23 protein-coding genes and 3 tRNA genes are annotated in these 24,399 nt (G+C 42.0%); 13 read left to right on the forward strand and 13 right to left on the reverse strand.

The genetic code is table 11. From position 1 onward, the window contains the following. Positions 1-94 precede the first annotated feature (94 nt). From F2A31_RS13940 to F2A31_RS13965, 6 genes are read left to right on the forward strand one after another with little or no spacing between them, the layout of a single operon-like run. Positions 95-2,938: a monovalent cation/H+ antiporter subunit A gene (locus F2A31_RS13940; protein WP_150027033.1), complete on the forward strand. Its 2,844-nt coding sequence runs from the start codon at positions 95-97 to the stop codon at positions 2,936-2,938. A gap of 1 nt (position 2,939) precedes the next feature. After that, entirely contained in the window at positions 2,940-3,308 is a 369-nt protein-coding gene (locus F2A31_RS13945) for a Na+/H+ antiporter subunit C (protein WP_150027035.1), read from the forward strand. After that, on the forward strand, positions 3,308-5,119 hold the full coding sequence (locus F2A31_RS13950) for a monovalent cation/H+ antiporter subunit D (RefSeq protein ID WP_150027037.1): 1,812 nt from the start codon (positions 3,308-3,310) through the stop codon (positions 5,117-5,119). Before F2A31_RS13945 ends, F2A31_RS13950 begins: the two co-directional genes overlap by 1 nt. Further along, positions 5,119-5,646 carry a Na+/H+ antiporter subunit E gene (locus F2A31_RS13955; RefSeq protein ID WP_150027039.1) on the forward strand — a complete coding sequence of 176 codons (528 nt, stop codon included), beginning with the start codon at positions 5,119-5,121 and terminating at the stop codon, positions 5,644-5,646. The genes F2A31_RS13950 and F2A31_RS13955 overlap by 1 nt, the downstream gene beginning before the upstream one ends. Next, positions 5,643-5,918, forward strand: coding sequence for a monovalent cation/H+ antiporter subunit F (locus F2A31_RS13960; RefSeq protein ID WP_004637697.1), 276 nt, complete (start codon positions 5,643-5,645; stop codon positions 5,916-5,918). The genes F2A31_RS13955 and F2A31_RS13960 overlap by 4 nt, the downstream gene beginning before the upstream one ends. 11 nt (positions 5,919-5,929) lie before the next feature. Beyond that, positions 5,930-6,295: a Na+/H+ antiporter subunit G gene (locus tag F2A31_RS13965; RefSeq protein ID WP_150027041.1), complete on the forward strand. Its 366-nt coding sequence runs from the start codon at positions 5,930-5,932 to the stop codon at positions 6,293-6,295. A 103-nt stretch (positions 6,296-6,398) separates the two neighbouring features. On the opposite strand, the gene F2A31_RS13970 is transcribed toward F2A31_RS13965, so the two are convergent. The 9 genes from F2A31_RS13970 to tpiA all read right to left on the reverse strand — a co-directional run bounded on the left by F2A31_RS13970 (position 6,399) and on the right by tpiA (position 13,328). Further along, a complete protein-coding gene (locus F2A31_RS13970) occupies positions 6,399-6,797 on the reverse strand; it encodes a ribosome-binding factor A (RefSeq protein WP_150027043.1) in 399 nt (132 codons plus the stop codon). Next, positions 6,797-9,502 carry a translation initiation factor IF-2 gene (gene infB, locus F2A31_RS13975; RefSeq protein WP_150027045.1) on the reverse strand — a complete coding sequence of 902 codons (2,706 nt, stop codon included), beginning with the start codon at positions 9,500-9,502 and terminating at the stop codon, positions 6,797-6,799. Before infB ends, F2A31_RS13970 begins: the two co-directional genes overlap by 1 nt. A 10-nt stretch (positions 9,503-9,512) precedes the next feature. Beyond that, on the reverse strand, positions 9,513-10,997 hold the full coding sequence (gene nusA, locus F2A31_RS13980) for a transcription termination factor NusA (protein ID WP_150027047.1): 1,485 nt from the start codon (positions 10,995-10,997) through the stop codon (positions 9,513-9,515). 37 nt (positions 10,998-11,034) lie between these two features. Further along, a complete protein-coding gene (gene rimP / locus F2A31_RS13985; protein ID WP_150027049.1) occupies positions 11,035-11,559 on the reverse strand; it encodes a ribosome maturation factor RimP in 525 nt (174 codons plus the stop codon). A gap of 205 nt (positions 11,560-11,764) precedes the next feature. Next, positions 11,765-11,841 (reverse strand) — tRNA-Met (locus F2A31_RS13990). Positions 11,842-11,928: 87 nt separating this feature from the next. Beyond that, a tRNA-Met gene (locus F2A31_RS13995) sits at positions 11,929-12,005 on the reverse strand. A gap of 43 nt (positions 12,006-12,048) precedes the next feature. After that, positions 12,049-12,133, reverse strand: a tRNA-Leu gene (locus tag F2A31_RS14000). Positions 12,134-12,194: 61 nt separating this feature from the next. Then, entirely contained in the window at positions 12,195-12,524 is a 330-nt protein-coding gene (gene secG, locus F2A31_RS14005; RefSeq protein ID WP_150027051.1) for a preprotein translocase subunit SecG, read from the reverse strand. A gap of 12 nt (positions 12,525-12,536) precedes the next feature. Next, entirely contained in the window at positions 12,537-13,328 is a 792-nt protein-coding gene (gene tpiA / locus F2A31_RS14010; protein ID WP_150027053.1) for a triose-phosphate isomerase, read from the reverse strand. A gap of 380 nt (positions 13,329-13,708) precedes the next feature. Here tpiA and pilB point away from each other — a divergent pair, with 380 nt between their 5' ends. From pilB to coaE, 4 genes are read left to right on the forward strand one after another with little or no spacing between them, the layout of a single operon-like run. Beyond that, on the forward strand, positions 13,709-15,421 hold the full coding sequence (gene pilB, locus F2A31_RS14015) for a type IV-A pilus assembly ATPase PilB (protein WP_150027055.1): 1,713 nt from the start codon (positions 13,709-13,711) through the stop codon (positions 15,419-15,421). A gap of 24 nt (positions 15,422-15,445) precedes the next feature. Then, entirely contained in the window at positions 15,446-16,672 is a 1,227-nt protein-coding gene (locus tag F2A31_RS14020) for a type II secretion system F family protein (protein ID WP_150027058.1), read from the forward strand. Then, the gene (locus F2A31_RS14025; protein WP_150027060.1) at positions 16,672-17,532 is read left to right on the forward strand and encodes a prepilin peptidase; all 861 of its coding nucleotides are present in this window, start codon (positions 16,672-16,674) and stop codon (positions 17,530-17,532) included. The genes F2A31_RS14020 and F2A31_RS14025 overlap by 1 nt, the downstream gene beginning before the upstream one ends. Before the next feature lies 1 nt (position 17,533). Continuing rightward, on the forward strand, positions 17,534-18,139 hold the full coding sequence (gene coaE, locus F2A31_RS14030; protein ID WP_005088002.1) for a dephospho-CoA kinase: 606 nt from the start codon (positions 17,534-17,536) through the stop codon (positions 18,137-18,139). On the opposite strand, the gene F2A31_RS14035 is transcribed toward coaE, so the two are convergent. The 3 genes from F2A31_RS14035 to ppnP form a co-directional block, all read right to left on the reverse strand. Then, the gene (locus F2A31_RS14035; protein WP_150027062.1) at positions 18,136-19,047 is read right to left on the reverse strand and encodes a DMT family transporter; all 912 of its coding nucleotides are present in this window, start codon (positions 19,045-19,047) and stop codon (positions 18,136-18,138) included. The genes coaE and F2A31_RS14035 overlap by 4 nt on opposite strands. Positions 19,048-19,087: 40 nt before the next feature. Then, on the reverse strand, positions 19,088-19,834 hold the full coding sequence (rlmB, locus tag F2A31_RS14045) for a 23S rRNA (guanosine(2251)-2'-O)-methyltransferase RlmB (RefSeq protein WP_115736169.1): 747 nt from the start codon (positions 19,832-19,834) through the stop codon (positions 19,088-19,090). A gap of 109 nt (positions 19,835-19,943) precedes the next feature. Continuing rightward, the gene (gene ppnP / locus F2A31_RS14050) at positions 19,944-20,270 is read right to left on the reverse strand and encodes a pyrimidine/purine nucleoside phosphorylase (protein ID WP_004637677.1); all 327 of its coding nucleotides are present in this window, start codon (positions 20,268-20,270) and stop codon (positions 19,944-19,946) included. 333 nt (positions 20,271-20,603) lie between these two features. On the opposite strand from ppnP, the gene recN reads away from it, so the two are divergent. The 3 genes from recN to ruvX all read left to right on the forward strand — a co-directional run bounded on the left by recN (position 20,604) and on the right by ruvX (position 23,370). Beyond that, complete coding sequence (gene recN / locus F2A31_RS14055; RefSeq protein WP_150027064.1) at positions 20,604-22,265, forward strand: DNA repair protein RecN; 1,662 nt, start codon at positions 20,604-20,606, stop codon at positions 22,263-22,265. Positions 22,266-22,379: 114 nt separating this feature from the next. After that, complete coding sequence (locus F2A31_RS14060; RefSeq protein ID WP_004637675.1) at positions 22,380-22,934, forward strand: YqgE/AlgH family protein; 555 nt, start codon at positions 22,380-22,382, stop codon at positions 22,932-22,934. After that, the gene (ruvX, locus tag F2A31_RS14065) at positions 22,927-23,370 is read left to right on the forward strand and encodes a Holliday junction resolvase RuvX (RefSeq protein WP_017395821.1); all 444 of its coding nucleotides are present in this window, start codon (positions 22,927-22,929) and stop codon (positions 23,368-23,370) included. The genes F2A31_RS14060 and ruvX overlap by 8 nt, the downstream gene beginning before the upstream one ends. A gap of 1 nt (position 23,371) precedes the next feature. Here ruvX and F2A31_RS14070 read toward each other — a convergent pair whose 3' ends face one another. Continuing rightward, on the reverse strand, positions 23,372-24,373 hold the full coding sequence (locus F2A31_RS14070) for an HlyD family secretion protein (protein ID WP_150027066.1): 1,002 nt from the start codon (positions 24,371-24,373) through the stop codon (positions 23,372-23,374). Positions 24,374-24,399: the final 26 nt, after the last annotated feature.

Here is a 24,399-nt window from a genome sequence, read left to right on the forward strand (position 1 = left end):
GATTGGGCTTCAAGATTTAAAGCTTTGGCATTCTCTTTGAACGCCTGTAAATCTTGAATAAATTTCACCTTAGGTTTTGACCTATATCATCGACATGGATACCAGTGTGCTACCGATTATTATCTTATTACCGCTCATACTCGGCACCACCCTAATCCCACAATTGCACCGTATTTCACGTGGCATAGCGGCGCTTGGGGCGATTGGCATCAGTCTGAGTTGTTTTATCTTACTGTTAACTCAGGCATCAACCGTTCTTCAAGGCAACGCCTTACTACAAAGCTGGGATTGGCTACCACAGCTGGGTATTAATTTAAGTTTTCGCCTAGATGCTCTAGGTTTATTGTTTGGTCTGCTGATTAGCGGTATCGGCACCCTAATTTTTATCTATGCTTATTATTATCTCAGCCCTAAAAACTCCCTGAGTAAACTTTATCAACTATTGATGCTGTTTATGGCGGCAATGCTGGGAATATCCTTTTCCAATAACCTAATTTTATTGTTAGTTTTCTGGGAACTCACCAGTATATCTTCCTTCCTATTGGTTGGTTATTGGAGTCAATACGATGCAGCTCAGCGTGGCGCACGTATGGCTCTTACCATTACAGGTATGGGTGGTCTAGCGATGCTAGGCGGCTTTGTTCTGTTAGGACAAATCACAGGGACTTATCAAATCGATCAATTGGTATTGATGAAAGATGTCATTCAACAGCATGAACTCTTCGTACCAACCTTATTACTGATTTTACTTGGTGCATTTACCAAAAGCGCGCAGTTCCCATTTCATTTTTGGTTACCTAATGCGATGGCTGCACCAACACCTGTTTCAGCCTATCTTCACTCTGCCACGATGGTTAAAGCAGGTATTTTCTTACTCGCTCGTTTAGCACCTATTTTTATTGGTGCAGCGTTGTACCACAATATCGTAACTTTTGTCGGTCTGTTTACCCTGTGTATGGCTGCTGGTTTTGCCATTTTCAAAGAAGATTTAAAAGGTCTCTTGGCATACTCCACCATCAGTCATTTAGGTCTGATCGTGTGTCTACTCGGTATCGGTTCGCCCCTTGCAGTTGCGGCTGCCATTTTCCATATCATCAACCATGCGACCTTTAAGGCTGCATTGTTCATGATTGCGGGCATCATTGACCATGAAACAGGAACACGTGATTTACGTAAACTCAGTGGAATCTGGCAACTACTCCCATTTACCGCAACCCTGACTATGATTACGGCTGCATCTATGGCAGGCGTTCCACTGACCAATGGCTTTCTTTCTAAAGAAATGTTCTTTACGGAGTTGTTGGCTAACTTGTCAGGTCCAGTCATGTTGGTATCTGCTGCCATTGCGACACTCGCGGGTATTTTTGCGGTCAGTTACTCCATCCGTTTAGTTCATGGCGTATTTTTCGATGGTGAGGTTGGTAAGCAAGTTCCACATAAAGATGCTCACGAGCCTCATATTGGTATGCGTTTACCTGCCATTATTCTTGCTGTACTTTGTATTTTGGTGGGTATCTTCCCTGCATTGCTGGCAGAAACCTTTGTCAATAGCGTTACTCGTGCAAGCTTAGCTCAACCGGAGTTTGCTGGCACACATCTGGCGATTTGGCATGGTGTGAATGCGCCGTTAATTATGAGTTTAATTGCTCTAGTCGGTGGTACGATCTTCTATTTTGCACTTGCAAAAGATGGCCGTATCCGCAAGATTGATTTAGATCCTCATCTAGGAAAGTGGCAAGGAAAAGTTTTATTTGAATTATTCTTAAAACACTTACTGCTTACTAGCCGTAAAATCAAACAGAAAACTGAAACTGGTTCATTACAGCTCTATCTGCTGCTAATTGTGCTATTCAGCATCGTTATGGTTTCAATTCCACTGTTTAATCAGGGCTTAACCACTGGAACCCGTGAACTTAATTATGCGTCATGGCCAGCAATTATCCTTTGGCTCATATTATTTACAGCTTGTTGGATGATGTTGTGGTTCCACCATGAGCGTATTAAAGCCATTCTCATTAGTGGTGCGGTAGGCCTTGTTGTTACCATGGCATTTATTGGCCTTTCCGCTCCTGACCTTGCTTTAACGCAAATTACTGTAGATGTGGTAACCACCATTTTATTATTAATGAGTTTGTCTTTATTACCACAACTAACGCCGTATGAATCCACTCGACCACGTCGTTGGAGAGATGCAAGTCTAGCAATTGCTGGTGGTTTAGGCATTGGTTGGATCACATGGCTGTTACTTACCCGTGAACATAATTCAATCTCATGGTTCTTCTTACAGCAATCCATCCCACTAGGAGGCGGTTCTAACGTCGTCAACGTGATTCTCGTCGATTTCCGTGGTTTCGATACCTTTGGGGAAATTGCAGTTCTCGGTATTGCTGCGATTGGCGCCTTATGTTTAATGGATGGTATGCGTGCGCATGGTACAACCATGACCCAAGGTCTTACCTACCGTTTTAACCCATCTCCACTTATGTTGCGTATCGCCGCATCATGGATCTTGCCGCTTGCATTGGTCATCAGTGTTTACATCTTCCTTCGTGGGCATAACTATCCAGGCGGTGGCTTTATTGCAGGTCTTGTTACCTCAATGGCAATCATCATTCAGTATATTGCCTTAGGCCAAGATCAAACGGAACGCATGATTAAAGCCAAATCTGGTCGTTTATACGAGATTTGTATTGGTTCTGGCTTAATGATTGCGGGCTTAACAGGTATTGGAGCTTGGTTCTGGGCACGTCCATTCCTTACCAGCGCACATTTTTATGTAGAACCGCCTTTAATTGGAAAAATGCACCTTGCTTCAGCATTACCATTTGATTTAGGGGTTTATATCACAGTCGTGGGCGCTACTATGCTGTTGATTTCGGTCTTAGGTGACTCGCGCCACTCCAGTATGTCTGGACCAATCCCAAGTGGAGATAAATAATATGCTCAGTATTGAATTTTTACTCGCCTCTGGAATTGGTTTACTTACTGCAACTGGAATCTATTTGATTCTACGTGCAAGAACATTTCCTGTTGTCCTTGGTTTAGTCATGATTGGCTATGCTGTTAACTTATTTCTATTCGCAATGGGACGGACTCAAGTCAATGCGCCTGCCGTACTAACCGAAACAGCGAAAGTTTCTGATCCTTTACCACAAGCACTCGTACTTACAGCAATCGTAATTGGCTTTGCAACAACAGCTTTTATCGTGCAGCTTGCTTTACGTAGTCGCTATGAATCTGGATCTGATCATGTTGACTCCAAAGAAGAAACTACCTTGACTTATGAACCACGTGAGGATGAGCCATAATGTTTGATTTCTACCACTTTTGGCAGACTCATACTCCAATTCTTAGTATTTTAATTCCTGCTTTTACGAGCTTTTTATTATTAATATTGGGTAATCCCGGTTCAGGATCTTTAAAACAAGATTGGCGACAACCTTGGCGACGTGGTATCAGCCTAATTTCCGTTATTTTAGGATTGATCACAGCAATCAGTTATTTAATGATTGCCAATACTGGGCAGATCACCGTTTATCAAATGGGTGAATGGTCTGCTCCATTTGGTATTGTCATGGTTCTTGATCGTTTATCCGCATTTATGCTGGTATTGACCTATGCACTTGCTGTGCCTGTGCTGTGGTATGCTAGCGCGAACTGGGATACACGTGGCCGTTATTTCCATGCCATGTTCCATTTCTTGCTTATGGGGATTTCAGGTGCTTTCTTAACAGGCGACTTGTTTAACCTATTTGTCTTCTTTGAAATTTTATTGATGGCATCGTATGTACTCCTGCTACATGGTCAAGGTCGTCAACGTTTCCAGCTTGGTGTTCATTACGTTACCATTAACTTACTTGCCTCTGCCCTCTTCCTTATTGGTCTGGGGATGATTTACGGCAGCGTAGGTAGTCTCAACATGGCTGACGTTGGCCGTCTCATGTCAACATTGGATAGCGATCAACACAAGTTGGCGATCGCAGGTAGTTTGATTCTGTTCGTCGTATTCGGGATTAAAGCCGCAATGCTACCAGTTGGTTTTTGGTTGCCTAAGACCTATGCTGTTGCCAGCACGCCTGTTGCAGCCATCTTTACCATCATGACCAAAGTCGGAATTTATGCCATTTTACGTGTAAATGGTACGGTCTTTGATGATGCAACAGCACAGCATATTTTCAAGAATTGCTTAATCGTAATCGGCCTTGTTACTTCAATTTATGGCGTAATTGGTGCGCTCGGGGTAGATCGTTTGCGTCGCTTTGTTGGCTTTATGGTCCTGTCATCAATTGGTACACTTCTGATTGCAATTGCGATGTTTAATACGCAAGCATGGTCAGCTGCATTGTACTACATCGTGCATAGTACCTTGATTGCTGCGGCATTCTACCTGTTTTGTGGTTGGATTACCTCCCAACGTGGTGCATTCAAAGATCACTTAAAAGTCGCACCAAAAATGAAACAGGAAAAAGCGGCTGCATTTACATACTTTACAATTGCACTGATGATGGCAGGTCTACCGCCATTTAGCGGCTTCTTAGGTAAAGTTTTTATATTACAAGCAACAGCAGGAAGTCCTTATCAAGCGTGGATTATTGCCATCGTATTGATTGTGAGTTTACTGAGTATTATCGCCTTCACCCGTGTTGGTTTCATTCTTTTTTGGCGTGCGAGCGCACCTGAAGAGAATCCCAAAGAGCCAGCACATGCTGAATATTTAGCACTACCAGAAGTTGCACCAAACCGTAATGATAAAGCCATTTATCTGTTACTCGCTGGGTTAATGGCATATGTGGTATTTGCCTCGCCAATTCAGCAATATGTCGTTTCGACAGCACAACAGATTCAGGACCACGCACTCTATAATGAAGCCATTTTGAAAAAGGATTCACAAGGACGTCCGATCAGTGTACAACCTTTTGATCCCAGCTATATTCCTGAAACAAAATATGGCGGCGAAGTTGAAGATCATAACGCGGTATTAATCCCAGATGTGATTTCAAAAGCCAGCTTACAAGGTGGCCATATTTCTGAGTATAAGCAACGTCAAATTGCTGAACAGATTTTAGAAGCACCTACGATTCCAAATGAAGCCCAGCTCAAGCCAATGGAGGAACACTAATGCAAAAACTTAATTTGCTTCATCGTTGTTTTCCACATCCATTTGTCTCGTGCTTGGTTTTTGTCAGTTGGTTAATGCTGGCAAATAGCGTGCATATATCAAGCCTTACATTTGCATTCATATTAGCGGTAATCATTCCATTATTGGTGCGACCTTTTATCGCCCACACCCCACGTATTCAGTTTGGGGCAGCAACCAAACTGTTCTTTGTGGTGCTATGGGATATTGTTATTTCAAATTTCCGTGTCGCAAGAATGGTGTTGGGTCCAATGAAAAAATTGCAGCCCAAATGGTATCGTGTTCCTTTAGACACTGAACATGAACAAGTCAACACTTTGCTTGCGATGATTATTACCACGACACCAGGTACGGTTTCTGCAGGAATCGATCAAGAACGTGGTGATATTCTTGTTCACGCACTCAATTGTGATGATACAGAGGTTGATGTTCAAGAAATTAAAAAGCGCTATGAAATGCCTTTAATTGAAATCTTCAGCGCGAAGATACCAGAGGGAGCGAGCAAATGACTATTTTACCGTATGCACTGGGTATTGGTTTGATTACAATCACCATTTCCATGTTCATGTGTTTGATTCGCCTTATTGCAGGCCCTTCAGTGATTGATCGTTTGCTTGCACTGGACACATTATTCCTCAATGCGACATGTCTTATTGTATTATTGGGAATTTACTGGGCCAGTACCAATTTCTTTGAAGGCGCTCTTTTGGTCGCAATGCTTGGTTTTGTTTCTACCGCTGCACTTGCTCGTTATTTCACAACTGGGCATGTGATTGATTAAGGAGATAAATCATGCAACTTACCGTAGAAATCATTATTTCTTTTTTTGTGGTATTTGGCGCATTTTTTATGTTAGTCGGATCAATTGGTATGATCCGTTTACCCGACTTATTTATGCGTCTTCATGCGCCAACTAAAGCAAGTACATTGGGCTTAGGTAGCTTTTTGATTGCCGCAATGGTATTCGGTGCTGCTCACGGTCGTTTTGGTGCCGCTGAATTGCTGATTACCTTCTTTGCATTTATCACAGCACCTGTATCTGCAAATTTGATGGCACAAGCAGCAATCCATCTACGTTTACGTTCAAATAGTGGAGATGTACCAGAAGCCCTAGATCGCCCTCTTCCTTGGCAGCGTTATCGTCGCAAAAAAGATTAATCTTTTATAAACGAATCTAAGTCAAAAAAGACCAACTTTAGTTGGTCTTTTTTATTACGAAAAACAAATAATAAAAAAGCCACCCGAAGGTGGCTTTTTAAACTTATTCTTTATCTTGCTCTTGTTCCGGCAAATCCTTGACAGCTTCAGCAATCAAACCAAACATATAGTTGCCATAAGCATTGGTTTTGTCATAGTGAAAACGCAAGCGAGGTGTGACACGGGTCTTAATACGACGACTCAATTCATGACGCAAGAAACCAGATGCTTTATTCAACACATCTAAAGTTTCTTTATTTGCAGCTTCACTTTGTTCATCACCAAGTTCACGTCCCATTACAGTAACATAAACTTCAGCATATCCCATATCAGCACTAACTTTCACGGCTGAGATGGTCACAAGACCACCCAGACGAGGATCTTTAAGCTCTTGACGAATCAGGTCAGACAGCTCACGCTGTACCGAATCCGCCATGCGCTTTAAGCGTTGGCTACCCGCCATTAAAGACTCCGTTTAACCAATTGGACATCATAAACTTCGATCTTATCGAGTTCTTTAATGTCGTTATAACCTTTTACAGCAAGACCACATTCCATACCAGCACGAACTTCTTCAACCACATCTTTATAGCGACGTAATGACTCAAGCTCACCTTGGAAAATAACCACATCATCACGTAAGACACGGATTGGCTTATTACGGTGAATTACACCTTCCATCACCATACAGCCGGCTGCTGCACCAAATTTACTAGAACGGAATACTTCACGTACTTGCGCAACACCCAAGATCGTTTCACGATGTTCAGGTGCAAGTTTACCGCTCATTGCTGCTTTTACGTCATCAATCAATTGATAGATGATGCTGTAGTAACGAATATCTATACCATCTTGATCCGACTTTTGACGTGCTGTGTTATCTGCACGTACGTTAAAGCCCAATAATACCGCTTCAGATGACTCAGCAAGTGTCACATCAGACTCGGTAATTGCACCAACACCAGAACCGATTACACGTACTTTCACTTCATCAGTAGAAAGTTCATCAAGCGCAACATGCAATGCTTCTAAAGTACCACGTACATCAGTTTTAAGCACAACATTCACGGTCGGAACATCTTTTTTGCCCATCGATGCCATGATGTTTTCTAAACGCATTGCGCTTGCACGCTCAAGACGTTTTTGACGTTCACGATCTGCACGCGCATCAGCAACTTCACGTGCTTTCTTCTCATCATTCACGACAAGAACTTCATCACCCGCCATCGGCGCTTCAGGTAAACCTAAGATTTCAACAGGAATAGATGGGCCAGCTGAAGTGATACGTTGACCATTTTCATCAGACATCGCACGTACACGACCATAAGATGAGCCAGCCAAGACAAGATCACCAATGTTCAATGTACCGTTTTGTACAAGAATAGAAGTCACTGCACCGCGACCTTTATCAACACGTGCTTCGATGACAACACCTTGAGCTGCACCTTCTGCAGAAGCCTTAAGCTCCATCAATTCAGATTGGATTAAGATCAAGTCCAGTAACTCATCAATACCTTGGCCTGAATGCGCTGATACCTTAGCAACTGGCACATCACCGCCCCACTCTTCAGGTACGATTTCTTTAGTTGTTAATTCATTTAACACGCGATCTGGATCAGCTGACTCTTTATCCATCTTGTTGATCGCAACAATGATCGGCGTACCCGCAGCACGCGCATGATCAATCGCTTCCGCAGTTTGTGGCATTACACCATCATCTGCAGCAACAACAAGTACAACGATATCTGTCGCTTTGGCACCACGTGAACGCATTGACGTAAACGCTGCGTGTCCTGGAGTATCTAAGAAAGTAATAATCCCTTTCTCTGTTTCAACATGATAAGCACCGATATGCTGAGTGATACCACCAGCTTCACCTGCAGCCACTTTAGAACGACGAATACGATCTAATAATGATGTTTTACCATGGTCAACGTGTCCCATGATCGTAACAACAGGTGGACGAGTTGTTTGCTCACCACGAGCTTCTTCAGCTGCTTCAAGTAAGTTATCTTCAGCTTGAGTATCAGACACAAGAATCGGATTATGACCTAACTCTTCCACTACTAATACTGCAGTATCTTGATCAATCGACTGGTTCTGAGTAACAAGTTCACCCATTTTCATGAGCATCTTGATAACTTCGCGAACTTTAACTGCCATTTTTTGAGCTAAATCAGCTACAACAATCGTTGAACCAATTTCCACATCATAAACTTGCTTCTTAACAGGTTTTTCAAAACCGTGTTTATTTGATTGACTTGTTTTCAAGCCACGTTTGTGATGGGTACGGTTGAAGCTTTGCTCTTCTTGGTTATTACGACCACCTTTCTTCTGACCACGTGTGTTGCTCGCGCCACCACGTTTGATTTCACGGTCTTCTTGATTAAATGAATCTTCATAAGCTTGACCAACAAGACCTGCTGCCAATGGAGAATCATCAATCACACGAATAGTCGTAGTCGAATCATCGCTTGAATATTTTGATGCCATTTTACGCATCTGCTCAAGTGTACGCTGTTGCGCTTCTTCAGCAGCTTTACGACGCACTGCTTCTTCAGTCGCTTTTAACTGAGCTGCTTGTGCTTCACGTGCTTTCTTCTGCTCAGCAGTTTCTGTTGGTTTTACAACAGGCGCTTTGATCACTTTATCGCTGTTACGCTTTTTCACGACAACTGCTGTTTTAGCAGGTGCTTGACCAGCACTATCAGAAGTATGCGCCGCACGCATTGCCTCTAAAGTTGCATTGGCTTTCTGCTCAGCTTGATTACGTGCTTTTTGCTCAGCTTCTTCACGCGCTTTTTGTTCTACACGTGCTTTTGCTTCAGCTTCAGCACGTGCTTTTGCTTCAGCAGCAAGTAGTTCTGGGTTTGGTTTAGCAAAAACTTGTTTCTTACGAACTTCAACATTAATGCTTTTGGCCTTACCCGATGTACTGGTTACTTTAGCAGTACTCGTTGTTTTACGTTTCAACGCAATCTTTCCTGTGTTACCACTTTCTTGACCATGAACTTTTTTCAAATAGTTGATCAAAGTATCTTGCTGTTCAGTGGTAATAATGTCATCTGCTTTACGCTGTGGTAGACCTGCTTCGCGAACCTGCTCTAGGAGTTTCTCTACAGGACGTTCTACACTGAGTGCTAACTCTTGAATCGACTTGTCCGTCATCTATAATCTCCTAGTTAAACCATGATTCACGTGCTTTCATAATCAATTGACCCGCTTTGTCATGCCCTAAACCTTCGATATCAGAAATATCGTCAGTTGCTTGGTCAGCCAAGTCATCAACTGTAATCACACCACGTGCCGCCAATGCATATGCAATCTCAGTGGTCATACCATCCATACCGAGAAGTTCTGCACTTGGCTCTTGAATATTTTCTTGCTGTTTTAACGCATCCGTTAAAGCGGCTTCTTTCGCACGACTCTGCAACAATTCAACCAAATCGGCATCAAGCTCAATTTCATCAAATGTTTCGGCTGGCACATAAGCAATCTCTTCTAATGAAGTAAAGCCCATTTCAACCAATGCCATTGCTAAATCTTCTTCAATATCTAGACGTGATACAAACATATCTAAATATTGCTGTGCTTCATTTTGCTGACGAGCACGATACTCTTCTTCTAACATCATGTCGAGTTTATAACCCGTCAACTCAGATGCTAAACGAACATTTTGTCCTTGCGAACCAATTGCACGTGCTAATTGATCATTGGTCGCGAAGATGATGTCTGCACTACGTGCATCTTCATCCAATACGATACCAGATACATCTGCTGGCTCTAAAGCACTTGCAATATATTGTGCTGGATCATCCGACCATACCACTACATCAATGCGCTCACCGTTCAATTCTTGCTGTACAGCTTGAATACGAGTACCACGCATCCCAATACATGCACCTACAGGATCAATACGATGATCATTGGTTTTTACTGCAATTTTAGCGCGTACACCCGGTTGACGTGCTGCCGCTTTGATTTCAATAATTTCTTCAGAAATTTCAGGAATTTCTTTTTTCATCAACGCAATCAGCATTTCAGGGCGTGAACGCGACAATAACAACTGCGCACCACGACCTTCACGATTCACACTATACAAAATGGCATTAATACGTTGCTTTGGACGTAAAATTTCTTTATGAATCGTTTCTTCACGAGCCAAATAAGCTTCAGCATTATCACCCAAGTCAATAATGAAGCCATCTTTAGTTTGCTTTTTCACTTCACCGTAAATCAGCTCACCAACTTTTGACTCGTAGGCATCAGCGACTAATGCGCGTTCTGCTTCACGAATTTTTTGTACGATAACCTGTTTTGCAATCTGTGCAGCAATACGACCGAACTCAATCGATTCAACTTCTAGCTCACGAACATCACCAATTGACCACTTCGATGGGTCTACATCAGAAATCGCATCTTGACATGCTGGCATTTCATGGTCTTCATCTGCCACAACAGTCCATTGACGGAATGTACGATAATCGCCTGTTTTACGATCAATCTCAACACGAAGTTGAGCTTCTTCAGAATGTGTGCCTTCGTAAAACTTTTTCTTCGTCGCTGCAACTAGGGCTTGCTCTAATGCTTGGAAGATCGCCTCACGACTAACACCTTTTTCATTACTAACCGTCTCTGCAACGGTAAGAATTTCACGGCCCATAAGTCACCTACCGATTTCTTATAAAATTAAGTTAATATTAGTCTTGATAGATTAAATTTGCTTTATCAATATTATGACTATCAATTTCAAGCACTTGACCACCTTCTACTTCGACCTGAATCATTTCATTTTCCAGATCAACAGAAAGTAATTTTGCTTGGAATTTACGACGGTTTTCGACAGCAGTAATTAATCGTAAAGCAACTTGTTGCCCAATATACCCAGACATTTGTGACAACTGAAAGAATGGACGATCCCAACCTGGTGAAGAGACCTCTAAAGCATATTCACCCGAAATCGGGTCATGAACATCCAGCATTGCACCGACTTGTTGAGTTACAAGTACACAATCCTGAACGCCAATACCTCGACCTTGTTCAACTTCACCATCCTCATTGAGAACAGGTTCCGCATTCTCATCGACTGCTTTATCGATATAAATGCGTAGTAAAGAGCGCTTACCTTGTGGCAGGAATTCAATCCCCCACAAATCTACATCACAGGCAGCAACCGCTGGTGCGATTAGATCAAATAGTGCTTGAGATTTATTTGATAGTTTCATTTACTCTCGTTGCTCTCATGCGAGCCAATCAATAACCGTATAGTGAACACGATAATTTGATCTTGCGCCGTACACGGCTCATATCGACACTACACGATAGCTAAACAACCAATAAAAAAGGGCGTAACCGCCCCTATGTTACACAGAAAACTGAAGTCCACTGTGCAAAAAGGCCCACCTTATTGTGAGCCTCTTTTTAGAAACTTGGTAGCGGGAGCTGGATTTGAACCAACGACCTTCGGGTTATGAGCCCGACGAGCTACCAGACTGCTCCATCCCGCATCAACGTGCAAAATTATATACAATTATGAAAAAAAGTCAATTTGAGTTTTCTTCACTATTGCTTGATTAAGTTGCACCTTAATCAAATGGTAGCGGGAGCTGGATTTGAACCAACGACCTTCGGGTTATGAGCCCGACGAGCTACCAGACTGCTCCATCCCGCATCAACAAATCACTGCTTACACCAAACTAACTGGTTATTAAGTTTGGTGCGGAAGGGGGGACTTGAACCCCCACGCCCGAAAGCACTACCACCTCAAGGTAGCGTGTCTACCAATTCCACCACCACCGCAGCTTTCTTTGTGGGACGCATTCTATTCCTTTAATTCAAAAAAGGAAAGTGCTAATTCGACTTATTCAGTCGTTTTTGGTGCATTTGATGAAGTTTCAGGCGATGTTGCTGGAACTGAACTAGAACTTTGAACAGTTTTTAGGCTATAAGCCTCTGTCGTGCTTTTTTTCGCCATTACCGCTAAAGAAAGACTCGTCACAAAGAATATAGCCGTAAAAATTGCAGTCAAACGCGTCAAGAAGTTTCCAGCACCAGAAGCTCCAAATACAGTTGCCGCACCGCCACCACCAAATGATGCTCCTGCTTCAGCACCTTTACCTTGTTGTACTAAGACCAAAGCAATAATCAAAATTGCTAAAATGATATGTACAACGAGTATAAAACTATACATCTCTATTCCTCGTTATTTGCTTTGTGCAAATGCTTTTGCAATTTGGTAAAAAGACTGTGCATTCAAAGACGCACCACCGACCAAGGCACCATCAATATCAGGGCAGGCAGCAAGCTCAACCGCATTTTCAGCTTTTACACTACCACCATATAGGATTGCAATATTTGCGCCTGACGATGTGATTTGCTTCAAACCTTCACGAATTTTAGCATGCATGGCCTGCGCATCTGCTGGTGAAGCAGTCTTACCTGTACCAATCGCCCAAATCGGCTCATAAGCAATCACAACATTTTTCCACTGTTCTGATTGTACAACAGGCGCGATATCACAGATTTGTTGTAACACAACTTGCTCAGCAAGCCCTTGCTCACGCTGCTCTAAACTTTCACCCACACAATAAATCACGGTTAAACCCGCATTCAAGGCGTTTTGTAACTTTGCTTTTAAAATTGCAACATCATCACCGAACAATTCACGACGCTCGGAGTGACCAACTAACACAAATTCAATCGCACTATCCTTTAAAAGTTCAGCACTCACTTCCCCTGTATAAGCGCCTGTTCCAGCAACACGTGAAACGTCTTGTGCTACTGTATAAATCGATCTAGAAGCATCTTTTAACTGAGTTTGAATCTGAGTTAATGCAATTGAAATAGGTGCAACACCAATGTGACATTTTGCAACATCAATGTCTTCCTGTTGTAATAACTGCTTAAATTCTTGTATTAATTGGACAGCATTCGCATGCATTGGATTCATTTTCCAATTACCGACAACCCATGGGGTAATAGTCGAATTCGACATACTTCGCCTACCTTAATGTTAATTTCTCAAAAATGCTGCATATTTTACACGGATTTTTATAAAATTCAGTTTTTTTATATTGTTTAAATCCAAATCAGACCGAAATTCCTTTTCTGTATACCCAAACAGTCATACAATTCATCGGCCTGATTTATAACACCGGATTCAAAATTAAATACTTCCTTTTAAGTTTGACCCTTTTGATCTTGTTCTGAACCATTCAACAATATAACGAAAATTAATTGACAAAAAACTCGATTAGTTCAAAGTTTTATCCATGAATCAAGTCAAAAACGACACTTTCTGTAGTAGTATTTTTGCATAACAAACGTATAATTTTTAGGATACATATTATAAACATTTTGATATAAGGCGGACAGATGTCAGGATTACATACGTCTCCAAAATTTTCGGGGTTTATTCGACGGTTAGTCGAAGATGGTCTTATGTCTGCATCGACAATGCAAACTGCAATCGATACGGCAAAAAAAACACAACAAGATATTGTTGCCTATTTAATTGAACATCATCGCCTCTCACAGCTCACAATTGCTGAATCAATTGCGGTCGAGTTTGGTGAGCCTATTTTTGATTTATCTGTGTTTGATACGGCACTACTGCCACGTGAACTTGCAGATAGCAAATTAATTCAAAAGCATCGTGTTGCCCCTCTCATTCAACGAGGGCAAATACTTTATGTTGCAACAAGTAATCCCACCAACATTGATGCACTGGATGCCATTCGATTTAACACCAAGCTCAATATCGAGCCTGTTATTGTAGAGCACAGTAAACTTGAAAAACTGATTGAGCAACAGTTTGGAGATACTGATAGTTTTGACTTCGGTGAAAATGAAGATTTTGATATTGACCTTGATGTCACCCCTGAGTCTCAAAAAGATGAGGATGACACACCTCAAGGCGAAGAGGCTCCAATTGTAAAATATATCAATAAGCTGCTCATTGACGCGATTCGCATGGGTGCTTCTGATTTACATTTCGAACCCTATGAAAAAATGTATCGGGTTCGTTATCGCGTCGATGGTGTATTACGTCAAATCGCCAATCCGCCTTTACAGCTTGCGACACGCCTTGCTTCACGCTTAAAAGTAATGTCTCAAATGGACATCTCTGAAAAACGAATGCCACAAGATGGTCGTATTAAGTTAAAACTTTCTAAAACTAAAGCAATTGATTTTCGTGTTAACTCTCTCCCAACACTTTTTGGTGAGAAACTTGTTTTACGTATTCTTGATCCTTCCAGCGCCATGCTGGGAATTGAGGCACTCGGTTACGAAGATGAGCAAAAGGCTCTCTTCCTTGAAGCACTTGAAAAACCTCAAGGCATGCTCTTAATCACAGGTCCAACAGGTTCAGGTAAAACAGTATCGTTATATACTGGTCTCAACATTCTGAATACCGAAGACACCAATATTTCTACTGCTGAAGATCCAGTGGAGATTAACTTAGAAGGCATCAATCAGGTTAACGTCAATACTAAGACAGGCCTCACCTTCTCTGCCGCGCTGAAAGCATTCTTACGTCAAGATCCAGACATTATCATGGTCGGTGAGATTCGTGACTTAGAAACGGCCGAGATTGCGATCAAAGCAGCTCAAACGGGTCACATGGTAATGTCCACATTGCATACCAACAGTGCACCTGAAACACTCACGCGTTTACGTAATATGGGCGTTCCCTCATTCAATATTGCAACGTCAGTCAATCTTGTGATTGCACAACGCTTAGCCCGTCGTTTATGCTCACACTGTAAAACCCCAATAGAAATTCCCAAACAAAGTCTGTTAGAACTCGGCTTTACTGAACAGGATTTAGCAAATCCTGAATTACAGATATTCCAACCTGTAGGATGTTCAGAGTGTCGTGAAGGTTATAAAGGCCGTGTGGGTATTTATGAAGTGATGAAAGTCACGCCTGAGATCTCTAAGATTATTATGGAGGATGGCAATGCTTTACAAATCGCAGCAGCATCAGAAAAAGCAGGATTTAATAATTTAAGACGATCAGGTTTAAAAAAGGTCATGCAAGGCATCACCTCATTGCAAGAAATTAACCGCGTCACAAGTGAATAAAATTAATAAAAAGGATTATCAGTCATGGCAGCTAAAAAAGCGCAAATGATGCCTACTTTTGCTTACGAAGGGGTCGACCGCAAAGGGGCAAGAATTAAAGGGGAATTACCAGCACGTAATATGGCTTTAGCCAAAGTCACACTACGTAAACAAGGGGTCACTATCAAGAATATCCGTGAAAAACGGAAAAATATTCTTGAAGGTTTAATGAAAAAGAAGGTTACTACCCTTGATATAACGGTGTTTACACGCCAATTGGCAACCATGATGAAAGCTGGTGTTCCGTTGGTTCAAGGCTTTGAGATTGTTGCTGAAGGATTAGAAAATCCATCCATGCGCGAAGTTGTATTGGGACTCAAGGGTGAAGTTGAAGGGGGGAACACCTTTGCAGGTGCATTAAGAAAATATCCACAATACTTTGATAATTTATTCTGCTCTTTAGTCGAGTCTGGTGAGCAATCGGGTGCACTAGAAACCATGCTTGATCGTGTCGCAATCTATAAAGAGAAAAGTGAGATACTCAAACAAAAAATCAAAAAAGCCATGAAATATCCAGCGACAGTCATCGTGGTTGCAGTAATCGTTACGATTATTTTGATGGTGAAAGTGGTTCCTGTTTTCCAAGATTTGTTTAGCTCATTTGGTGCGGATTTACCTGCTTTCACCAAAATGGTGGTGAATATGTCAGTTTGGATGCAAGAGTATTGGTTTATCTTAATTATTGTTATCGGTGCGATTATTGCCTGTTTTCTTGAAGCAAAAAAACGCAGTAAAAAATTCCGAGATACTCTTGATAAACTTGCATTGAAGCTGCCGATTTTTGGTGATTTAGTTTATAAAGCAATTATTGCACGTTATAGTCGTACGCTTGCAACAACGTTTGCAGCAGGTGTACCTTTAATTGATGCACTCGAGTCAACAGCTGGCGCAACCAACAATGTTGTTTATGAAGAGGCTGTGATGAAAATCCGTGAAGATGTTGCAACAGGACAACAATTACAGTTTGCTATGCGCGTTTCCAACCGCTTCCCATCAATGGCAATTCAAATGGTTGCTATTGGCGAAGAATCAGGAGCCTTAGATAGTATGCTCGATAAAGTGGCAACCCATTATGAAAGTGAAGTTGATAATGCCGTTGATGGCTTAACGGCTATGATGGAGCCTTTAATTATGGCGATTCTAGGGGTACTTGTGGGTGGTTTGGTTATCGCAATGTATCTTCCAATCTTCCAAATGGGTTCTGTGGTCTAATGCAACAATTCTTGACTTATTTTATCGAAAACCCAGTAGCACTTTATCTTGCTGTTGGGCTTTTTAGTTTATGTATTGGTAGCTTTCTGAATGTTGTTATTTTCCGAACGCCAAGAATGATGGAACAGGAATGGCAACAAGAATGCCAAATGCTACTCCATCCAAAACAACCTATCATTGAAGAAGAAAAGCTGACTTTAAGTCAACCCGCATCAACTTGCCCAAAGTGCCACACCCCTATCTGCTGGTATCAAAATATCCCAGTGATCAGTTGGTTAGTACTCCGTGGTAAATGCGGTGCCTGTCAAAATCCGATTAGTATTCGTTACCCATTGATCGAGTTATTGACCATGGGATGCTCTCTAGTGGTCGTTGCTGTTTTTGGGCCTACTCTACAAATGCTATTCGGTTTAGTTCTGACTTGGGTGTTAATTACCCTTACTTTTATTGATTTTGATACACAACTGCTTCCAGACCGCTTTACACTGCCACTGGCAGCACTCGGTTTAGTCATTAATAGTTTTGCAATCTACACCACGGCTGACGCAGCAATTTGGGGTTATGTGATTGGTTTCCTTTGCCTTTGGATTGTTTATTATCTTTTTAAAATCTTTACTGGCAAAGAAGGTATGGGCTATGGCGATTTTAAATTACTGGCCGCATTAGGGGCTTGGATGGGTCCAATGCTCTTACCTTTAATTGTTTTACTTTCTTCTGTTGTTGGTGCAATTATTGGTATCATCTTATTGAAAATGCGGGGTGAAAATCAGCCCTTTGCTTTTGGCCCCTATATTGCAATTGCAGGCTGGATCGCATTTTTATGGGGTGATCAAATTATGAAAGTTTATTTAGGTGGCTAACATGCAATTTATCTTGGGGATTACAGGTGGTATTGGCAGCGGTAAATCAGCTGCGACTCAATGGTTTGAGTCCCAAGGTATTACAGTCGTTGATGCAGATGTTGTAGCGAGAGAAGTCGTCGAGCCAGGTCAAAAGGCGTTGCAAGACATCCATCAAGCTTTCGGTGACTGGGTCTTACTTGAAGATGGTCATCTCAATCGACGTGCGCTTAGAGAGCATATTTTCAAATCTCCTGAAGCCCGTCAAACTTTAGAGCAGATTACCCATCCAGCGATTCGTCAGTCTATTATCCAACAACTACAGCATGCTGAAAGCCCTTATGTCATTTTGGTTTCACCGCTCTTATTTGAAACAAATCAACATGAGTTGGTTCATCATACGCTATTGGTTGATGCAGATGAACAAACGCAATTGCAACGTGCTAGCCAGCGAGATGGACAAAACCAAGAACAAATTAGAAAAATTATCGCAGCACAAATGCCAAGAAATCAAAAACAGCAACTAGCAAATGATATTGTGCTGAATGATGGTTTATTAGAACATTTACATGAACAACTGAGACCCTTGCATCTTACTTATTTGCAACGTGCTGAAAAACACAGCTAATTTTTATTTTGCTGGGAAAGTTGCCGGCTTAAGCTATCTTGTCTCCGCCATCTCCAAGGCTGTAATGCACCAATTGCCATCCCGACTAAGCCACACGCAACAGCAATACTTAAAGGCTCATTTAACAACGGAACTGCAATCACGGCGGCAATAAATGGCGCTAAAGTGACAATACTTCCAGTTTTAAATGCGCCTAAACGTTCAATTGCAGCAACATAGGTTAAGGTTGCAATAATGACGACTAATACGCCATGGAACAGTCCTTGTATAACTAAATGTAAGGGTTCTGCCTCGTGGAAATGCTTCGGAATAAATAACCAATAAATTGGTAGATAAATCAATGCCGACCAAATCACTACACTCGCCGTAGAATGCCACGCCGACATTTTCCATTGTTTGAGAAGTACGGTAAAAATACCCCACCAGACTGCACTCATGAACAAAAGTACATCCCCCACCCCAAATACAGTGGTTTGTTCATGCAACATCAAATAACTCATCAGCGCTAATGCACTCAACATGATGACTAAACTCACCCAAGTATGTTTATCAAAAGGTTGCTTAAAGATGAGATAGGCCGCCACGGCGGTACACAGAGGGATACAACCATTAAGAAAAATGGCAGCATGTGCTGCTGGTGCATGTAAAAAAGCAATATAGACCGTAAAACAATACGCCAACCCACCAATCAATGCCAAAATCACGGCACGAGGTTGCCATAAAAAAGCCAAATCTTTTTTATAAATTAAGATTGGCATTAAGATCATCGATGCAATCGCAAAGCGCATGGCAACCAAATCCCAAGCATTTATATGCCAATGCGCATTGAGACGAGAAAAAATAGTAAACCCGCCCCAAATACACATCGTGATCAAGATAAATATATAGCCTTGGGTACGCGAAGTCATATTAAGTTCACTGAAACAACGGCGAAGTAATCAATCATGTTTATTGATTACGCTGACGACACGCCTCATAGAGTGCCATTCCTGTCGCAACACTCACATTTAAGCTCTGCAAGTCACCTGACATTGGTATATAAACCGTTTGATCACATTGCGACTGTGTAATTGGTCTTAAACCTGTGTCTTCAGCCCCCATAACAATCACCACAGGCCCAGTAAAGTCACATTGGTGAATTGGCATAGCCTTTTCATCCAACATCGTACCAATCACACGTGTATGTGTGGAGTCTTTCAAATGTGCCAAAGTGCGCGCTAAATTAGTCACTTGGATAAATTTAACTTTCTCAGCACCACCTGCAGCAACTTTGCGTGCCGTCGGTGTCAAACTGGCAGCACGATCTCGAGGCACAATCACAGCCTGGGCTCCCATTGCAGCTGCCGTACGAATACAAGCACCTAAATTATGTGGATCCGTCACCTGATCTAATGCTAATAGCAAAGCATTCGGTGAATGTTGCATCAGTTGATCAAGATCTTTTTCGTTCAAGGTCGGATGTGGACGCACGGCTGCAACAACGCCCTGATGGAAGGGCTGACCTGCCAATTTTTCTAGACTGTCGCGACTCGCCTTTTGCACACTGATACCAAATGGCTCAGCCAACTGCAAAATCTTTTGTAAACGCTGATCATCACGCCCTTTTAAGGTAAATAAGGTCAAAACACGTTCAGGCTCTAACTCTAACAACGTCTCAACCGAATGAACGCCATAATAATATTCAGGTTTTGCCATGAACAACCTCTTTTAACTTAAGGGGGAATTTAGAAAAATAAAAAATCCTGCAAAGTAACTTTACAGGATTCTCTTTAGATATAGTGTACTCGATTTAGGTCCAAATAGGTTAGCCTTCTAAATGGCAAACATAATCAAGGACTTCATCTGCTTCGATATGAAACATGCTATTTCCAGGCACATAGAAAGACTGCCCCGCACGAAATAATTCGCTTTCAGCGCTATCAGCAATTTTCACGCGACACTCACCTGAAATAATTTCCATACGTTCAGGTACATGTGTTTCGAAAGTTAAAGGTTGTTCAGTGGGTAAAATCACACCTAACGTCTTTTTCGTTCCATCTTCAAACTGTACGGTATGACTGATACATGCTCCGCCAAAATACACATTTGATTTTTTAATGACCGTAACATGATCAAACTGCACTGAACTCATGCCTACTCTCCAAATAATGCAGCATTTATATTAGGTTATGATGGGGGTAGTTTAATTGTGCCAGCGCCACGAATCAATCCATTTTTATCATGCTTTCTCCGCAATTTTCTCAGCGCTGAGCTAAAATAAACGGACCACACAACCTCCTCAATCAATAAATAAAATCAGAAGATGGTTTTCAAATAGTCAAGTTATTTATTTACAACAATATTCCACTAATCATCAATTCGAATAAATTCAGACATCTTTTCTTCAGGGTACACAAGATACTCTTGTCGCCTCGGGAAAATTTCTCTATCTTTAAGCAAAAGATTTCATGCATTGGATGCATTCATGCTGACCCATTTAACTTTAATTAATTTTGCACTAGCTGACCATTTGGCTTTAGACATTGAACAAGGCTTCAATGTCTTAACAGGTGAAACAGGTGCCGGCAAGTCATTATTGTTAGATGCTTTGTCTGCATGTTTGGGTGAACGCACCGATACCAACTATGTTCGCTATGGTGCTGACAAGGCAGATGTCACCGCCGTGTTCAGTTATCAACCAGACAGTGCTGAAGCTCATTGGTTGACTGAACATGAACTTGAAGATGACACTGGGGAAATTCATTTAAGACGAGTTATTTTTGCTACTGGACGCAGTAAAGCGTGGATCAATGGTCGACCTAGCAGTTTAGCCGAACTTAAAGAAATCGGACGTTTACTGGTTCAGCTTTATAGTCAGCATAGTCAACAACAGTTGCTCGAACCACCCTATCCTAAACATTGGTTAGATCGCTACAATAACTTTGCAGAACCTGCCCAAGCAGTGCGTGATGCCTATGTAACATGGCAAAATAATATTCGCCAACATCAAGCAGCTTTAGATGCTCAAGCCACACGCATCCAAAAAATTCAAAGTTTGGAATTACAAATTGAAGAACTCGAAGAAGTCATTCAAACGGATTATCGAGAAACAGAACAAGAGTTTGATCGCCTAAGCCATCACGAACATATCATGCAAGACTGTGGCTATAGCTTAAATGTCTTAGATGAAGCCGAGCAAAATATTACCCAAGAAATTGCATCGATTATCCGCCGTTTAGAATCTCATGCTGGACGTAGTGAGCATCTTTCTAATATTTATAATTCATTATTAAATGCTCAAAGTGAAATTGACGATGCGACTGCAAGTCTACGTCAGTTTATTGACCGCCAAAGTTTTGATCCTGAACGTATGGAACAACTAAATACCACTTTAGAAGTCTTTCATCGTTTAGCACGAAAATACCGCACCCAACCTGAATTATTAAAACAAGAATATGAAACGTGGCAACAAGAACTAGAACAACTACATCAACTTGAAGATCCTGAAACTTTGGCAGAACAGGTTGAATTATCTCATCAAGCATTTATACAAAAAGCCGAACATCTAGATCAAATTCGTCGTGAAGCTGCCATTCCTTTAGCTAAACAACTGACTGAACAAGTGAAACCTCTTGCGCTACCAGAAGCACATTTTGAGTTCAAATTTGAACCGATGGAACAAGCCAATGCCGAGGGACTGAGCACAATTCAACTGCTCTTTACTGCGAATAAAGGGATTCCACCGCAACCACTGGCACGCGTTGCATCGGGTGGAGAATTATCCCGTATCGCCTTAGTCATGCAAGTGATGAATGCAGAGAAAACCGAAGCCGAGGTGTTAGTTTTTGATGAAATCGATGTGGGGATTAGTGGTGGAACAGCTGAAGTTGTTGGCCGGTTATTGGCTGATTTGGCTCAACACGTCCAATTACTTTGTATTACGCATCAAGCCCAAGTGGCAGCACAATCTGATCAGCATTTATTGGTGAAAAAACAACAAACAGATCCTGCGAGTAGCACCATCATTGAGTTGGATGAAGAGCATCGTATTTTAGAGCTCGCGCGTATGTCTGGTGGAGTAGAAATTAGCGAAACAACCCTGCAACACGCCAAGCAATTACGCCAACTTAAATTCCAATCAACCTGAACTTTGCAACAAATTATCAGAAAATGATTGGCGAAATCCGATTAACTCTTGTATGTTGATAAAAAGAACCTATATACATAGATTAACTCAATCTTTTGATGGAGAACCGCCTAGGTGACGAAACAATATTTAACGCATCGTTGTCTCATTGCCCCACCAGACATGGCTGATGAATTCTTTGCAAATACGGTCATCTATGTTGCACGCCATGATGAAGACGGTGCACAAGGCATCATTATCAATCGCCCATCTGAATTACAGATCAAAGAGCTACTGAATGATTTAGAAATTGATGCGGATAATGTACAACCCCATGCAGTTTTGCAAGGTGGACCATTGCGTCCAGAAGCTGGCTTTGTATTACATACTGGACAGCCGACATGGCATTCATCGATTGCCGTTGGTGAAAATGTATGTATTACCACCAGCAAAGATATTTTAGATGCGATTGCACACAATGAAGGTGTTGGCCGTTATCAGATCGCGCTAGGTTATGCGAGTTGGGCAAAAAATCAACTTGAAGAAGAAATGGCACGTGGCGACTGGTTGATTTGTGATTCTGATATGGATTTGATTTTCAATCTACCCTATGGCGATCGTTGGGATGCGGCATATAAAAAAATCGGCGTAGATCGTACTTGGCTTGCCTCAGAGATTGGTCATGCCTGAGTTAAATCCCCCTCAATCTATTATGGCTTTTGATTTTGGAACACAAAAAATGGGAATGGCAATTGGCCAATCAAGTATTGAAAGTGCCAATCCACTCCCACTGTTCAGCATGAAAGATGGTATTCCCGACTGGAATCAACTGTTAAAAATCGTCAAAGAATGGCAGCCCAATCTATTTATTGTTGGCTTACCCCTAAATATGGATGACAGTGAGTCTGAACTGTCAGCCCGAGCTCGAAAGTTTGCAAGACGCCTACGCCATCAAACCAATATTAGCACTTGGATGGTGGATGAGCGTCTAACCACACGAGAAGCGCGAGAAGAACTCGAGTTTTATCAAAGCAAAGGACAAGCAAAACGTTTATCAGCAGACAGCTTTGCCGCTGCACTGCTTATTCAAAGTTGGTATCGCAATCCTGTTGGAATTACACCTTAGCTTATTTCTCAATAATTCTGACCGTCGCAGTACGTCCTGAGACAAAAGCCAATGGATTATGCGGTTGCTCATCCAAAACAATTTTCACAGGCACACGTTGCGCTAAACGCACCCAACTAAAAGTTGGATTTACGTTTGCTAATAAATTAGAGCTTCCTGAACGTTCGCGATCTTCAATCCCTGTAGCGATCCCCTGTACATGCCCTTGGATCTTCTGTTTATCCCCCATTAACTGTACAGTCGCTTGGTCTCCAACATGAATCCGATTAAGTTTGGTTTCTTCAAAATATCCGACCACGTACAGCTGGTGACGATCCAACAGTGCCGCAACAGGCTGCCCAACCTTCACGTAATTACCAACTTTCAAGTCAAAGTTAGACAAAGTCCCATCCGCAGGTGCAACCACTTCTGAGCGCTGCAAATTCAATTGTGCTAAATGTAAATTACTCTGAGCAACTTCAATCAACGCATGTTGTTGTTGAATCGCAGCATTCGCCTGCTCGATCGTTGCAGTCAATTGCTCACGTTCTGCAAGTGCCTGATCACGCGCGGCAAAAACTTGATCTTGCTCTTGCTTTGAGATAGCACCATCCATCAAACTCGCATAACGTGCCGCATTCTTTTCAGCCAATTTCATATTGGCCTCAGTTTTGACCAAGCTTGCCTTTGCACCAGCTAGATTCGCCTGCGCTTGTGCCAATCCTGCATTGGCTTTGGCCAAATCAGATTTTGCTTGCTCAACATCCAAAGCTTGGCGTGCCACATCGATGGTGAAAAGCACCTGCCCCTTCTTCACCGTTTGGTTATCTTGAACTAAAACCTCAGTAACCAAACCATTCACATCCGAAGCGACCTGAATCACATCACCACGGACACGTCCATCACGTGTCCATGGCGATGCATTGTAATAATTCCATAAATGCACAACCGTATAGACAGCGATCAAAATCGCGAGAAGTAAAACCACGGGACGTATAACTTTTCGCACATCAAATGCATTCATGTTCATCACCTTTCGTACATATTCTT

The sequence above is a fragment of the Acinetobacter suaedae genome, from assembly GCF_008630915.1.
GTDB classification, from domain to species: Bacteria; Pseudomonadota; Gammaproteobacteria; order Pseudomonadales; family Moraxellaceae; genus Acinetobacter; species Acinetobacter suaedae.